Origin of the sequence: Streptococcus pseudopneumoniae ATCC BAA-960 = CCUG 49455 (genome assembly GCF_002087075.1) — a bacterium.
Lineage (GTDB): Bacteria > Bacillota > Bacilli > Lactobacillales > Streptococcaceae > Streptococcus > Streptococcus pseudopneumoniae.
Genome location: NZ_MWSM01000007.1, coordinates 124,489 through 138,971, shown reverse-complemented (window position 1 = coordinate 138,971; position 14,483 = coordinate 124,489). Strand labels below are relative to the sequence as shown.

Genomic DNA, 14,483 nt, shown 5'->3' with positions numbered 1-14,483 from the left:
TTTCAGCCCCTTGCAAGGGACTTTGTCTATGTGGAGGGATTTGGCTCCTATGTGGTGGAGTTTTTCTGTCCTATCTGAAATATGGTATAATAGCACTAATCAATTTCTAGGAAAACAGATACAGAAAGGGGCTGAAAGATGTCTCATATTATTGAATTGCCAGAGGTGCTGGCAAACCAGATTGCAGCTGGAGAGGTTATCGAGCGTCCAGCTAGCGTTGTTAAGGAGCTGGTAGAAAATGCCATTGATGCGGGCTCTAGTCAGATTATCATTGAGATTGAGGAAGCTGGTCTCAAGAAAATCCAAATCACAGATAATGGTCATGGAATTGCCCACGATGAGGTGGAGCTGGCTCTGCGTCGTCATGCGACTAGTAAGATAAAAAATCAAGCAGACCTCTTTCGGATTCGGACGCTTGGTTTTCGTGGTGAAGCCTTGCCTTCTATTGCGTCCGTCAGCGTTTTAACTCTTTTGACAGCAGTTGAGGGCGCAAGTCACGGAACCAAGCTCGTCGCGCGTGGGGGTGAAGTTGAGGAAGTCATCCCAGCGACTAGTCCTGTGGGAACCAAGGTTTGTGTGGAGGATCTCTTTTTCAACACGCCTGCCCGTCTCAAGTATATGAAGAGCCAGCAAGCAGAGTTGTCTCATATCATTGATATCGTCAACCGTCTGGGCTTGGCCCATCCTGAGATTTCTTTTAGCTTGATTAGTGATGGCAAGGAAATGACGCGGACAGCAGGGACTGGTCAATTGCGCCAAGCAATCGCAGGAATTTACGGTTTGGCGAGTGCCAAGAAGATGATTGAAATTGAGAACTCTGACCTAGATTTCGAAATTTCAGGTTTTGTGTCCTTGCCTGAGTTGACTCGGGCTAACCGCAATTATATCAGCCTCTTCATCAATGGCCGTTATATCAAGAACTTCCTGCTCAATCGTGCAATTCTTGACGGCTATGGCAGTAAGCTCATGGTGGGGCGTTTTCCACTGGCTGTCGTTCACATTCATATCGACCCTTATCTAGCGGATGTCAATGTGCATCCAACCAAGCAAGAGGTGCGGATTTCCAAGGAAAAAGAACTGATGACCTTGGTCTCAGAAGCTATTACAAATAGTCTCAAGGAACAAACCTTGATTCCAGATGCCTTGGAAAATCTTGCCAAATCGACCGTGCGCAATCGTGAGAAGGTGGAGCAAACTATTCTCCCACTCAAAGAAAATACGCTCTACTATGAGAAAACTGAGCCGTCAAGACCTAGTCAAACTGAAGTAGCTGATTATCAGGTAGAATTGACTGATGAAGGGCAGGATTTGACCCTGTTTGCCAAGGAAACCTTGGACCGATTGACCAAGCCAGCAAAACTGCATTTTGCAGAGAGAAAGCCTGCTAACTACGACCAGCTAGACCATCCAGAGTTAGATCTTGCTAGCATCGATAAGGCTTATGACAAACTGGAGCGAGAAGAAGCATCCAGCTTCCCAGAGTTGGAGTTTTTCGGACAAATGCACGGGACTTATCTCTTTGCCCAAGGGCGAGATGGACTTTACATCATAGATCAGCACGCTGCTCAGGAACGGGTCAAGTACGAGGAGTACCGTGAAAGCATTGGCAATGTTGACCAGAGCCAGCAGCAACTCCTAGTGCCCTATATCTTTGAATTTCCTGCGGATGATGCCCTGCGTCTCAAGGAAAGAATGCCTCTCTTAGAGGAAGTGGGCGTCTTTCTAGCAGAGTACGGAGAAAATCAATTTATTCTACGTGAACATCCTATTTGGATGGCAGAAGAAGAGATTGAATCAGGCATCTATGAGATGTGCGACATGCTCCTTTTGACCAAGGAAGTTTCTATCAAGAAATACCGAGCAGAGCTGGCTATCATGATGTCTTGCAAGCGATCTATCAAGGCCAATCATCGTATTGATGATCATTCAGCTAGACAACTCCTCTATCAGCTTTCTCAATGTGACAATCCCTATAACTGTCCTCACGGACGTCCTGTTTTGGTGCATTTTACCAAGTCGGATATGGAAAAGATGTTCCGACGTATTCAGGAAAATCACACCAGTCTCCGTGAGTTGGGGAAATATTAAAAGTATAAAAAAGTCTGGGAAAAATGTTCAAAATCAGAAAAACGCATAAAATCAGGTGTTCAAAAACCTTGATTTTATGCGTTTTATCATAGAAATATTTACTTCATTTTTTCCTAATTCTTTTCGAAAATCTCTTCAAACCAGGTCAGTTTTATCAGTAATCTCAAAACAGTGTTTTGAGCTAATTTTGCTAGTTTTGTCTGTAACATCGAAGTTGTGTTTTACCACTCTGCGACTGGTTTCCTAGTTTGCTCTATGATTTTCACAGAGTATTAAATTGCGATTTTGCCAAGTTTCTTTATTCGTCTAAAAGTAGAGTCTGTTCTATGCGTCTAATGTACGAATTAGGTTGACCATTTCAATAGCGCCTTGTGCACACTCAGAACCCTTATTTCCTGCTTTAGTGCCAGCTCGTTCTATGGCTTGTTCAATTGTATCTGTCGTTAGCACACCAAACATAACTGGGATTTCGCTATTTAAACTGATTTGGGCGATTCCCTTAGATACCTCGCTACATACATAATCATAATGACTTGTATTCCCTCTAATGACAGCTCCTAAGCAGATAATTGCATCATATTTTTTACTTTTTGCCATTTTTGATGCAATCAGAGGTATTTCAAAAGCTCCTGGAACCCAGGCCACCTCGATATCTTTCTCGTTTACATTCTCTCTTTTGAGATTATCCAGTGCTCCAGATAATAATTTTGAAGTTATAAATTCATTAAATCTCGCTACAACAATACCGATTTTAATATCGTTCGCTACTAAATTACCTTCATAAGTGTTCATTTATTTTTCCTCCATATTTAAAATGTGACCCATTCGATTTTTCTTTGTTTCTAAATAAAAACTATCGTAAGGATTGGCTTCTATTTCGATTGGTATTCTACTGGAAATGGTAATTCCATATTTTTCTAACTGTTCAACTTTGTCAGGATTATTTGTCAGTAAATGTAGTGACTGTAGTCCTAGGTCTTTAAGCATTTGTGCTCCAATATGATATTCTCTTAAATCACCTTCAAAGCCTAATGCAAGATTGGCATCAAGCGTATCCATGCCTTGATCTTGTAAATGATAGGCTTTTAATTTATTGATAAGTCCAATTCCTCGTCCCTCCTGTCGCAAGTAAAGTAAGACACCCGAACCATTCTCAACAATCATTTTCATAGCTTTATCGAATTGCTGTCCACAATCGCAACGTAAAGAGCCTAAAACATCTCCTGTTAAACATTCGGAGTGGACCCGACATAATACATTGGCTTCATCCTCTATGTTTCCCATAATAAGAGCAAGATGATGTTCCCCATTTAGTTTATCTATATAGCTAATTGCTTTGAAATTACCGTATCTAGTAGGCATATTGACAGTTGAAACTCGTTCTACCAGCTGATCATATACTTTTCTATATTCTTGTAATTCTTTGATGGTAATTAGTGGAATCTTGTGTTTCTTCGAGAACTGAATTAAATCATCTGTTCTCATCATTTTGCCATCATGATTCATTATTTCACAACATAGGCCACACTCTTTTAGTCCAGCTAATTTTAATAAATCAACAGTTGCTTCTGTGTGTCCATTTCTTTCTAGAACACCACCTTTTTTTGCAATTAAAGGAAACATGTGTCCTGGCCTGCGAAAATCAGAGGGTATTATATCTTCAGCTACACACATACGTGCGGTCAGTCCTCTTTCCTCGGCAGAAATACCTGTGGTCGTTTCTTTATAATCAATTGAAACTGTAAAAGCAGTCTTATGATTATCTGTATTGTTTTCAACCATAGGTGAAAGCATTAATTGATTAGCTAAACTTTCGCTCATAGGCATACAAATTAATCCTTTGGCATAAGTAGCCATAAAATTAACATTTTCTGTTGTAGCTGCTTGTGCAGAACAAATTAAGTCTCCTTCATTTTCTCTATCCTTATCGTCTATAACAAGAACAAGTCGTCCCTTCTGCAATGCTTCTAATGCTTCTTGTATTTTTCGATATTCCATTGACTGATTATCCTTTCTGCTAAAATCCATTTTGATATAATAGTTCCTTAGATATTTCTGATTTTGGAGAATTATCCATCAGTTTTTGCACATATTTACCTAAGATATCATTTTCAAGATTTACTGTACTCCCGACTTGTTTACTCTTAAGAATGGTTTGTTCCAAGGTATGAGGGATAACAGATACTGAAAAGTTTACTTTGGAGACTTTAGCGACAGTCAGACTAATGCCGTCAATTGTAATAGATCCTTTTTCAACTATTAAATCTAAAATTTCTTTTTGTGTGTTGATTTGATACCATACAGCATTATTATCTTTTTTTATTGACGAGATTTTTCCTGTACCATCAATGTGTCCTGTAACGACGTGACCCCCAAGTCGACCGTTGACAGATAAGGCTCTTTCTAGATTCACCTCACTTCCATGTTTTAATAGAGTAAGAGCTGTTCGACTCCATGTTTCATTCATTACATCAACTGTAAAGGATTGATGATTGAAATGAGTAACTGTAAGACAGATACCATTTACTGCTATACTATCGCCTAAATGGATATCCGTTAATATTTTTGAGGCTTTAATTGATAGTTTACAATTACGAGAGTCTTTCTGTATTCTTTCAACTTTTCCGATTTCTTCAATTATTCCTGTGAACATGGATAAATCACTTCACTTTCTATGAGATAGTCATTTCCTATTTGAGAAAAAGCATAAGGTTTCAATCTAATAGCGTCATTTGGCAAAGAAATGCCTTCACCTCCGACAGGAAACTTGGCACTGCCTCCAAAAATTTTTGGTGCAATATATATTTTCAGCTCATCAACAATTTGTTGTTCCAAAGCACTCCAATTCATTAGACTGCCCCCTTCTAGAACTAGGCTATCAATCTGCATGTTTCCTAGATGTTGCATTAAACTCGATAAGTCTATATGATTGCCTTTTTTCTTTATGGAAAGTATTTCACAGCCATGATTTTGATATAGCTTCATTTTATTTTTGTCTTCAGAGGAAGTGGCAATGTAAGTTTTAATATCATTTGCTGTTTTTACGATTTTAGAGGTAAGAGGAGTTCGTAAATGTGTATCGCATATGATACGGATAGGATTTTTCCCTTCCTCCAATCTACATGTCAGCAAAGGATCGTCTTGAATAACAGTATTGACTCCCACCATAATTGCACTAACATGGTGTCGTAATTGATGCACATGCTTTCTTGCTTCTTCTTCAGTAATCCATTTGGATTGATTTGTTTTAGTGGCTATTTTTCCATCCATTGACATTGCATATTTCATAAAAACATAGGGTACATGCTGGGTAATATACTTTCTAAAACTTTTTATTAAGTTAAGACACTCATTTTCTAAAATTCCAACAGTAACTTGAAGATTATTTTCCTCAAGTATCTTTACTCCTTTTCCAGATACAATAGGATTACAGTCTAGGCTTCCAATGACTACTCTTGTAATACCACTATCGATTATAGCATCTATACAGGGAGGTGTTTTCCCGAAGTGACAACAGGGTTCAAGTGTTACATAAAGCGTCGCTCCGACAGGGGATTTTCTACAGTTTTTAAGAGCATTTCTCTCAGCATGTGGGCCACCAAAAAACTCATGATAACCTTGTCCGATAATGTGATTATCTTTTACAATAATTGCGCCAACCATAGGATTGGGATTGACGTAACCAGCCCCTTTTTGTGCCAGTTTTATTGCTAATTTCATATATTTTGAATCGCTCATCTCACTACCTCCAAAAAAATATACCTTGAATAGGGGACTACTCAAGGCATACAAAAGAAAACTTATGCGATTAACAAAAATGCTCTGAAATGACAAGTAATCATTTCAGAGCACGCAAAAAGCACAAATATACTTTTATCTTCTTTCATCCAGACTATACTGTCGGCTTTGGAATTTCACCAAATCATGCCTTTCGGCTCGTGGGCTATACCACCGGTAGGGAATTGCACCCTGCCCTGAAGATAGTTATTCAATTACAGATGATTATAGTACTTAATTTTGAATATGTCAACAGATAAATACCGATTGTTTTTGATATACTGTATTTGTGATAATCGATTCTCGCTCCTCGGATAAAGAAAATATGATATACTAGATAAACGAAATAAGAGAGAAGGAACACTATGTACGAATATTTAAAAGGAATCATTACCAAAATCACTGCCAAATACATTGTTATTGAAATCAATGGTATCGGTTATATCCTGCATGTGGCTAATCCCTATGCTTACTCAGGACAGGTCAACCAAGAAACTCAAATTTATGTGCATCAAGTCGTGCGTGAGGACGCTCATCTGCTTTATGGATTTCGCTCAGAAGACGAGAAAAAGCTCTTTCTCAGTCTGATTTCGGTCTCTGGGATTGGTCCTGTATCAGCTCTTGCTATTATCGCTGCTGATGACAATGCTGGCTTGGTTCAAGCCATCGAAACCAAGAATATTACCTACTTGACCAAGTTCCCTAAAATTGGCAAGAAAACAGCCCAGCAGATGGTGCTGGACTTGGAAGGCAAGGTAGTAGTTGCTGGAGATGACCTTCCTGCTAAGGTCGCAGTGCAAGCAAGCGCTGAAAACCAAGAATTGGAAGAAGCCATGGAAGCCATGTTGGCACTGGGATACAAGGCGACCGAACTCAAGAAAATCAAGAAATTCTTTGAAGGAACGACAGATACAGCTGAGAACTATATCAAGTCGGCCCTTAAAATGTTGGTCAAATAGGAGCAGAGCATGACAAAACGTTGTTCGTGGGTCAAGGTGACCAATCCGCTCTACATTGCCTATCATGATGAGGAGTGGGGTCAACCCCTCCATGATGACCAAGCATTGTTTGAGTTGTTGTGTATGGAAACCTATCAGGCTGTGCTGAGAGCTTTCTTCTATACTAATAGACGAAAGGGTGTGAAAATGATTTTTAAATGATACTGTGGAACGGAACAGTAGCCCTAGTATTGACTACTGTCGTTTCTATTCATATTGGCTATTCTAGGACTGAGATGAAAAAATCTATAAATGCTCAGAATAAAATTGAACCCGCAAATCTCCCCAAAACAATGGTGAGTCATGTACTTGTATTATTCCGAAAAAATACACCTCTGGTGCAGTGAGACAAATTGGTGTATCTTATAGTGGCTTCGTAGATGAAAGCTATACTCTACTATCACTCTTTGATGATGTAGAACAAATTGAAAAAGATAATAGACTTCAGACAGCTATTGATGTTGTCAGAGAACAGTTTGGTTTTTTAGCCATACAAAAAGGAACCGTCCTAACTGAAGGTTCCAGAAATATTGAACGCAGTAAACTTATCGGTGGTCATTCCGCGGGTGGATTGGAGGGATTAAAATGAAACAAGAAAAAAATACAGTACAATTTTCAGAAATCCGTAGCAAAGGATGTAATGATATTGAAATGCTTGAAAGATTTTTACATGGAATCGTTGAAACAGCAACTTCAAAACTTCGTCAGAGAAAACTCAAAACAACTGAAATATCGATACGACTAGTACATGCTAAATCTGAAAACCGATTACCATTGGAATTTACATTTAGCATTAAGCCAACAAGCTCATCTGTGATAATCTATACTGAGGTAATCAATCGCTTTAAAGAATGTTACACAGGTGGGGGAATTCAAGGTTTTACGATTCAATTTGATAAAAATACCCTTGCCTCTGCATAGAAAGGATTTGATATGATTGACCGTTCATATTTACCATTTCAATCAGCAAGAGAGTACCAGGATACAAAGATGCAAAAATGGATGGGCTTTTTCCTATCTGAACATGCATCAGCACTCTCTGATGATACAAACAAAGTAACGTACATGTCTGACTTATCACTAGAGAAGAAATTATTACTCCTCAGTCAAGTATACGCCGGGCAGCTACGCACACGCATTCAAGTGATTGAAAAAAACAAGCGTGTTTCCTACACTGGAACAATACCAAGTCTGACCAAAGATTTCATTTTGATAAAAACTACAACAGGTCACATCAATTTGAAATTAAAAGACATTATTAGTATTGAACTTGTCGAGGAGGTGCTCTATGAATCAGCTTGAGTTTCAGCGTAATCACCTACAAATGGACTATTATAGCGAGAGCTACCAAGATTTTGAACGTGACTTCTACCGCTACTCTAACATGAATATTCCATTGACCTTCCTAACTGATGATATCCTAAAAACAATGGCGACTTCACGTAAGAATTACTTTGTCCTCAATAAGGAAAAGTCCAGAGATAACCGCGATCACTTCTTCATATTTGAAGTAAGTACCGTAGATGAGAATCCGCTAATCTATCATTATACATATAAGAAAACTACAATATATTTAGCAGAAAAATAGGAGCAGTTCAATTGACTGTTCCTATTTTTAATATTCATAAAATCTAAAGTCTTTATACTCTTTAACAATGGAGTCGCCAACCAGAACAGACTATACTGACCAGCGACTACCTTAAATTTAATGTTTCAGATTTATTTTCTTATCTCTAATTTCATAAACTACATCTGCTACATTTTCGAGTAATCGTTTATCGTGGGTGATAAACACGATAGTTCCGGTGTACTCCTTCATTAGTATTTCCAAAGCCTCTAAACTTGGTATGTCAAGGAAGTTACTGGGTTCATCCATTATTAGGATGTTATATCTACCCATGAGCATTTTAGCAAGCAACAATTTTATAATTTCTCCACCGCTTAAAACAGATAAACTTTTTCCAATATCGTTCTGTTTGAACCCCATAGATGCTAGCACTGAACGAATTTCTGATATATTGTAGTCACAATCCTTCTGCATAAACTCCATAACATTCTGATTACTGTTGTACTTGTAACCATTCTGTGCAAAGTAACCTATTTTTGCCTTAGGCGAAATAGAAATTCCTTCTTCATGGTTTAAGATCATTTGGATTAAAGTTGTTTTTCCGATTCCATTACCACCAGTTAACGCCACTTTTGCTCCTAACGGAATTTGAAAAGATGCATTTTCAAACAGAGCCTTATCCCCAAATACTTTATTAATTTCTGCACCGACTATAGGGTATGGATTATGGAGCTCCAATGCTTTACTTTGCCTGAAACGAATTCTGCGAATGCCTTCCGGAGCTTCTACTTTTCCTAAGGCCGCAATCCTGTGCTCTAGGGTTTTAGCAGCATTATACATCTTTTTTTCCTTACTTCCTATTGATTTTTGATGAGCTAAACGCCCTCCGTCTTCAGTACTTTTTTTCTTTGAAGAACCTTTTGCCTTCTGTTCTATTTTACGAGCCTGTTTTCGCTTTTCCTCCGCAGCCCTTTCCAATCGGGCACGTTCCGCAATAAATTGTTCGTATTCTGCAGCTTGGCTCTTACGTTCTTCCTCTTTCTGACGAAGATAATCAGAATAGTTTCCCCAATACTCAGTGATTTTGCCATCTTTCAGTTCCCATATTTTATCTACTATTTCATCAAGAAAATAGCGGTCATGGCTAATAACTAACAGTGCACCTGTAAAATATTTTAGCTGTCCTATTAGAAAATCAATTCCTTCACGGTCTAAATGGCTCGTAGGTTCATCCGCTAAAATACCATGAACCTGTGCCGATAAGGCCTGTGCTATTTTAAGCCTTGTTTCTTCACCACCGCTCATAGTCTGTATATTTAATTGCTCAACACCTAGCTTGCCTACAAGTGCAAAATCTTTTTCCTCCTGCAGAGTTACTTCGTCCAACTGGGGAATATAGGCAAGTTCACCCAGACGATTCATTTTACATCCTGGGGGAGTTAATTCTCCTAAAAGTACCCTGAGTAAAGTGCTTTTTCCAGCACCATTTGCTCCTACTAAACCAATACGGTCATAATCATATACTTCTAATTCATTTATATCTAAAACATCGCGTCCTTTGAATTCCACACGAATGTCTTTTGCTTTTAATATTAATTCCATAACATTTCCTCCAATATTGTTTATTTTAAATCTAATTTTCTAACCTCAGTTATCATTTGGCAAACTATAGCAATGCCAATAATTAAAATACCTGATAGTAAAAACCAATGATTTACACCGATTTTATCAGCAAAGAATCCAGAAAGAATTAACCCAATTGGCATAGCAAGTGACATGATACTTCCGATCAAAGAAAATACACGTCCTAAATATTCAGGCTTAATTTTCTCCTGAAAAAGAGCTGTTTGCACACCGCTATAAAATGGCACCGAAAGCCCCATTATTGCACAGCAAACTACGAATATTACAAATCCATTTGGAGGAAGTATTCCCGAAACGGCTAAACTGGTCCCCATTATAAAAAATGAACTTGTTATTAGTAATACATGCTTTTCGAAGCCCCCTAATCTTCCTAATAATAAGCCTCCTGCTAGCATCCCAAATGCAAAGGAAATTTCCGTAATAGAAATATGCACAGGCGTTCCATTAAAGTGTTCCATGCTTATTAAAGGAAATAGTGCATTGATTGGCATATAAACAAAAGTATATAGTGTTCCTAAGAGTAATAAGGCAAACAATCCTTTGTTTTGTCTCAGAACCACAACTCCTTCTTTCATCTCCCTTATGAAATTTGGTTCTAAACTTTGCACTTGATTACCCAGCTTAGGTATACGTACAATTGCTACCGTAATAGATGCAATCACAGCACCCAATACGTCGATGGCAATAATAGCATTTAAATCCCAAACGGAGTATAAGAGTGCTGCAACTGCCGGACTAACAATATAGCTTATAGACTGCAAAGACTGACTATAGCCTGCGCATTTCGTTAGCTGTTCTTCTGGTACTAAAAGTGGTGTAACCGCATTGAGTGCTGGGGTATGAAAAGCTGTTCCAATGCTACGGATAAACAATACTATCATAATCATCCAGACAGGTAGCTCCATACAGAATGCAACAATAGCAAGCACTGCACCAGCTGCTGCGATAATTAAATCGGCACCAATCATTATCTTCTTCCTATCATGACGATCCACTAGCACACCAATGGCAGGTCCCAAAATCGCATAGGGTAAAAAACCTACTAATGAAGCCATAGACAAGACCATCGCAGATCCTGTTTTTTCTGTAAGGTAAAAAATAATCGCCATTTGCAGGATGGCACTAGTGATTAATGATACTGCTTGCCCTGCCCATATTGCATAAAATTTTCGTTTCCAATTGTTGTATTTTTCCATTTATATTATCTCCTGCATATTATTTTGCTTGAATTTCTATTTTGAATAGCATTCTAGGCAATAAAAAATGCAGGCCAAACCCCACAATGTGGCTTTTGGTCTGCATACATACAATTTGGAAACATTCATATTAAAGACATAGTTAAATAAAGGTATAGTTAAATAACCAATATCCTCACCGTAACTAATGAATGCTCAATATCGTATAAATAAGCACAACAAAAAAGCCTATCATCGGGTATAGATTCTGCTTTTTTTATTGCCAGCTTATCTTAAACGCATTGAGGCTGTCATAGTTTCGGTTCCTCCTACATCTTTGTTTATATCAATTTATAGTATAACACAACAAAATGATATGTTCAATATAAAAGTTATGGAATGAGACTCATACTTCCAATTCGATGCCAGATTTAAAGGATATGACGAAGTTTTCTTCATAGACTGTAACGCTCTGGATTATCTTCCTTAGTAGCAAGCGATTAGCTTTCACAAAATCTTCTGTTTGTAGTTTTAAAAATTCATCAGGATTTTCTAACTCAACCTCAAAATATTTCATTTTACATTCCCTCATTTCATTTATTGATAAATTGAGTTTGCAAAAAAGAGTGGACAATTTTTGTCTACTCTTAACCTTTAAAATAGTTTTTTTTAATCGATTTGAAGTTGCCTAAATTATTACTTATTCGGTAAAATGAAGTATTGCTTTCAACAGATTTCCTTCAACTACACTTCACTTGATTCAAACAAGGTGGGTACATTTCTATTCCCACAAACTCCTTGTCAATGGAAACAAACACGTACCCACAGGGTAAATGGAAATAGAAACTGATAATTTCTAGCTATCACTTCTACTCATTCCAAAAATTTTCTCACTCTGATACTTACCCACCATAAAGCAAAAAGCCTTGCAATCAAGGCTTTCATTATCCCTTTCGTTCAAAGGTTTCTAAGCTTTTACGAGCAGAGCGACACACTCAGCGGTTCGCTATCTCCGTTCTGTCTGCGTGCTAGCACTTGTCAATCACGGACAGCTATCGCATGGGCGGAAGTAAATGCTAATCTTCGTCGTTTTACTCCTTGACTAGCAAACTTACCGCCTCAACATGGTCTGTCTTGGGAAACGGTGCTCAACAAACGTCAAGCTTTCCGAGAAGCATTTTATGGCTATCAAATTCAAGCGGTCGCAGAAATGACCGATACTGAATTGGAAGACTTGCTGGATAATCCAGCCATCATCCGAAATAGAGCCAAGATTTTTGCTACACGCGCTAACGCCCAAGCCTTTCTACGACTACAGGAAGACCATGGCTCTTTTGATGCCTATCTTTGGTCTTTTGTTGAGGGGAAAACGATTGTTAACGATGTTCCCGATTACCGCCAAGCCCCAGCTAAAACACCTTTGTCTGAGAAATTAGCCAAAGATCTCAAAAAACGAGGCTTCAAGTTCACAGGACCAGTCGCTGTCTTGTCTTTTCTACAGGCTGCAGGGCTAGTTGATGACCACGAGAATGATTGTGAATGGAAAAGCAGGAATTAGTGTGTACAGGTAACTAGCATATCTGAGAATATAGAAAAAAGCTGAGAAATTTTTCCCAGCTTTTTATATATACTATTAGATTTGTTAGAGTGAAGTCAAAAAAGTGATTCCACCTAAAATAACACCAGCTGAATTTGGAATGATTAGTATCCAATCCTTCTTAGGTTCCTTTGTCCATCCATAAATAACCCAGATTAAGCAAGATATAGCAGCTGATAAAGGTTGAAATGGTTGAGCTTTATTTCCTTGTAAATTAGCGATAATTTGAGGTATGTAGGCAATAAATACTATAATTCCAATAAAGGCACCAATAGAACCTACGATTCGATTAATTTTTTGTTTTGTCATATACACCTCCTTCAAAAGGATACCATAGAAATTAGCGAAATGCAATAAATTCAGATACAAATTGTAACGAAAACCAATACAAAAGCACAAAAATAGAGAAACTATTTATTTTTTGTTATAGTCAAAGCGAATGACTTGTTCCTGTGCATCTACATAGGCGTGAACGCCAAAGGGAACAATGGCTCTTGGAGTTGCGTGGCCGACATTCAGATTATAGACAATCGGGATATTGCTGTCAATGATATCCAATAGTGCCTCTTTATAGTCGTCATGGAAAGTTTCATCCATAGGTTTTCCGACCAAGAGTCCATTGATGACCGCGAATATGCCAGTGTCCTTTAAAGTTAGCAACATCTTTTTGAAGTCTTCTGGCTTAGGCTTTTCTTCGCTTGTTTCGAGCAAGAGGATTTTCCCTTCCCAGTCTGACAAGTCAGGGAAAAGTTTGTATTTTTGGCAGAGCTCCGTGCTATCTGCGTATCGAGAGTTGTCAAAGATATCGTAGAGGGATTCGAGGCAACCACCGAGGATTTTCCCCTCGAACTGAGCACTTCCTTGCAACAAGTCAAAACCTGTATTTGTATGACTGACACGAGGTGTTTCCAGGGCCGTGGGACTAAAATCAGTTCGTTCCTCATACCAAACGTCACTAGGGCGGATTTCTGAAATTCTTCCCGTCTCAATCAATTCTTTAAAGTAGTGAAGGCTATAGGCTAGCATTTCTTTGTCTAATTCACAAATGTCTGCTAAAAAGGATTGACCATAAAAAGTCTTGATTCCTAATTTATGCAACATGAGGTGGTTCATGGTTGTATCCGAGAAGCCAAGAAAAATTTTTTGTTTGATAACCTTTTGGAGTTGGTCATTTTCAAAAAGATAAGGTAGCAAGCGATAGGTATCGTCTCCACCGATGGCACATAGGATCATGTCGATGCTATCATCAGAAAAGGCATGAATCAAATCCTCTGCACGAGCTTCAGGATGGTCCTTGATAAAGTCTAATCCTTTTAACGAATGGGGCAAAAAGATGGGATTGAGTCCCAGAACCTTGAGACGTTGGATACCCAAGTCCACTTCGTGTTTGACAAAATCCTCTCCGATAATGCCACTAGATAAACTAACAATACCAATAGTAGAAACCATATCTCATCCTCCTAGAAATAGATTGAGCCTATTTTATCACAAAATATAAGAGAAAGCTATGTGGGATTTCAGAAGAATACTTTTAATACTCTTCGAAAATCTCTTCAAACCACGTCAGTTTTATTTGCAACCTCAAAGCTGTGCTTTGAGCAACCTGCAGCTAGCTTCCTAGTTTGCTCTTTGATTTT

15 protein-coding genes, 2 pseudogenes and 1 riboswitch are annotated in these 14,483 nt (G+C 38.3%); of the genes and pseudogenes, 8 read left to right on the top strand and 9 right to left on the bottom strand.

Annotated elements, in window-relative coordinates; genetic code table 11:
- Window positions 1-138 precede the first annotated feature (138 nt).
- Window positions 139-2,088, top strand: coding sequence for a DNA mismatch repair endonuclease MutL (mutL, locus tag B4W83_RS01660; RefSeq protein WP_000018207.1), 1,950 nt, complete (start codon window positions 139-141; stop codon window positions 2,086-2,088).
- 324 nt (window positions 2,089-2,412) lie between these two features.
- Here the strand turns inward: mutL and ribH are convergent, their stop codons facing one another.
- Genes ribH through ribD form a run of 4 tightly spaced genes read right to left on the bottom strand, consistent with a single transcriptional unit; the run spans window position 2,413 to window position 5,826 of the window.
- Entirely contained in the window at window positions 2,413-2,880 is a 468-nt protein-coding gene (gene ribH, locus B4W83_RS01655) for a 6,7-dimethyl-8-ribityllumazine synthase (protein ID WP_001099497.1), read from the bottom strand.
- Window positions 2,881-4,086 carry a bifunctional 3,4-dihydroxy-2-butanone-4-phosphate synthase/GTP cyclohydrolase II gene (locus tag B4W83_RS01650; RefSeq protein ID WP_007284770.1) on the bottom strand — a complete coding sequence of 402 codons (1,206 nt, stop codon included), beginning with the start codon at window positions 4,084-4,086 and terminating at the stop codon, window positions 2,881-2,883. It abuts the gene before it with no gap.
- Between the two features lie 19 nt (window positions 4,087-4,105).
- Window positions 4,106-4,741: a riboflavin synthase gene (gene ribE / locus B4W83_RS01645; protein ID WP_000493848.1), complete on the bottom strand. Its 636-nt coding sequence runs from the start codon at window positions 4,739-4,741 to the stop codon at window positions 4,106-4,108.
- Window positions 4,726-5,826, bottom strand: coding sequence for a bifunctional diaminohydroxyphosphoribosylaminopyrimidine deaminase/5-amino-6-(5-phosphoribosylamino)uracil reductase RibD (gene ribD, locus B4W83_RS01640; protein WP_001284090.1), 1,101 nt, complete (start codon window positions 5,824-5,826; stop codon window positions 4,726-4,728). The genes ribE and ribD overlap by 16 nt, the downstream gene beginning before the upstream one ends.
- A gap of 133 nt (window positions 5,827-5,959) precedes the next feature.
- Window positions 5,960-6,074: riboswitch (FMN riboswitch) on the bottom strand.
- Window positions 6,075-6,230: 156 nt separating this feature from the next.
- Here ribD and ruvA point away from each other — a divergent pair.
- The 6 genes and pseudogenes from ruvA (at window position 6,231) to B4W83_RS01605 (ending at window position 8,451) form a co-directional block, all read left to right on the top strand.
- A complete protein-coding gene (gene ruvA, locus B4W83_RS01635; RefSeq protein WP_000273402.1) occupies window positions 6,231-6,824 on the top strand; it encodes a Holliday junction branch migration protein RuvA in 594 nt (197 codons plus the stop codon).
- A 9-nt stretch (window positions 6,825-6,833) separates the two neighbouring features.
- Window positions 6,834-7,019: pseudogene (locus B4W83_RS01630) on the top strand (DNA-3-methyladenine glycosylase I); the annotation flags it as partial.
- Window positions 7,020-7,206: 187 nt separating this feature from the next.
- Entirely contained in the window at window positions 7,207-7,452 is a 246-nt protein-coding gene (locus B4W83_RS01620; protein ID WP_001813542.1) for a hypothetical protein, read from the top strand.
- The gene (locus B4W83_RS01615; protein WP_000806926.1) at window positions 7,449-7,784 is read left to right on the top strand and encodes a DinB/UmuC family translesion DNA polymerase; all 336 of its coding nucleotides are present in this window, start codon (window positions 7,449-7,451) and stop codon (window positions 7,782-7,784) included. Before B4W83_RS01620 ends, B4W83_RS01615 begins: the two co-directional genes overlap by 4 nt.
- Window positions 7,785-7,796: 12 nt before the next feature.
- Window positions 7,797-8,165 carry a hypothetical protein gene (locus B4W83_RS01610; RefSeq protein WP_000567222.1) on the top strand — a complete coding sequence of 123 codons (369 nt, stop codon included), beginning with the start codon at window positions 7,797-7,799 and terminating at the stop codon, window positions 8,163-8,165.
- A complete protein-coding gene (locus B4W83_RS01605) occupies window positions 8,152-8,451 on the top strand; it encodes a DUF5960 family protein (RefSeq protein WP_001072467.1) in 300 nt (99 codons plus the stop codon). The genes B4W83_RS01610 and B4W83_RS01605 overlap by 14 nt, the downstream gene beginning before the upstream one ends.
- Window positions 8,452-8,568: 117 nt before the next feature.
- Here B4W83_RS01605 and msr(D) read toward each other — a convergent pair whose 3' ends face one another.
- The 3 genes from msr(D) to B4W83_RS01590 all read right to left on the bottom strand — a co-directional run bounded on the left by msr(D) (window position 8,569) and on the right by B4W83_RS01590 (window position 11,826).
- Window positions 8,569-10,032: an ABC-F type ribosomal protection protein Msr(D) gene (gene msr(D), locus B4W83_RS01600; RefSeq protein WP_000420313.1), complete on the bottom strand. Its 1,464-nt coding sequence runs from the start codon at window positions 10,030-10,032 to the stop codon at window positions 8,569-8,571.
- 20 nt (window positions 10,033-10,052) lie between these two features.
- Window positions 10,053-11,270, bottom strand: a complete 1,218-nt coding sequence (mef(A), locus tag B4W83_RS01595; RefSeq protein WP_000417519.1) for a macrolide efflux MFS transporter Mef(A) — start codon at window positions 11,268-11,270, stop codon at window positions 10,053-10,055.
- 385 nt (window positions 11,271-11,655) lie between these two features.
- Window positions 11,656-11,826 carry a hypothetical protein gene (locus B4W83_RS01590; RefSeq protein ID WP_000873143.1) on the bottom strand — a complete coding sequence of 57 codons (171 nt, stop codon included), beginning with the start codon at window positions 11,824-11,826 and terminating at the stop codon, window positions 11,656-11,658.
- A 543-nt stretch (window positions 11,827-12,369) separates the two neighbouring features.
- Between B4W83_RS01590 and B4W83_RS01585 the strand changes: the two are divergent.
- Window positions 12,370-12,807 (top strand): annotated as a pseudogene (locus B4W83_RS01585) (DNA-3-methyladenine glycosylase I); the annotation flags it as partial.
- Window positions 12,808-12,891: 84 nt separating this feature from the next.
- Here the strand turns inward: B4W83_RS01585 and B4W83_RS01580 are convergent.
- Window positions 12,892-13,155 carry a SemiSWEET family transporter gene (locus B4W83_RS01580; RefSeq protein WP_000166114.1) on the bottom strand — a complete coding sequence of 88 codons (264 nt, stop codon included), beginning with the start codon at window positions 13,153-13,155 and terminating at the stop codon, window positions 12,892-12,894.
- Window positions 13,156-13,260: 105 nt separating this feature from the next.
- The gene (locus tag B4W83_RS01575; protein ID WP_000255117.1) at window positions 13,261-14,295 is read right to left on the bottom strand and encodes a S66 family peptidase; all 1,035 of its coding nucleotides are present in this window, start codon (window positions 14,293-14,295) and stop codon (window positions 13,261-13,263) included.
- Between the last annotated feature and the right edge of the window lie 188 nt (window positions 14,296-14,483).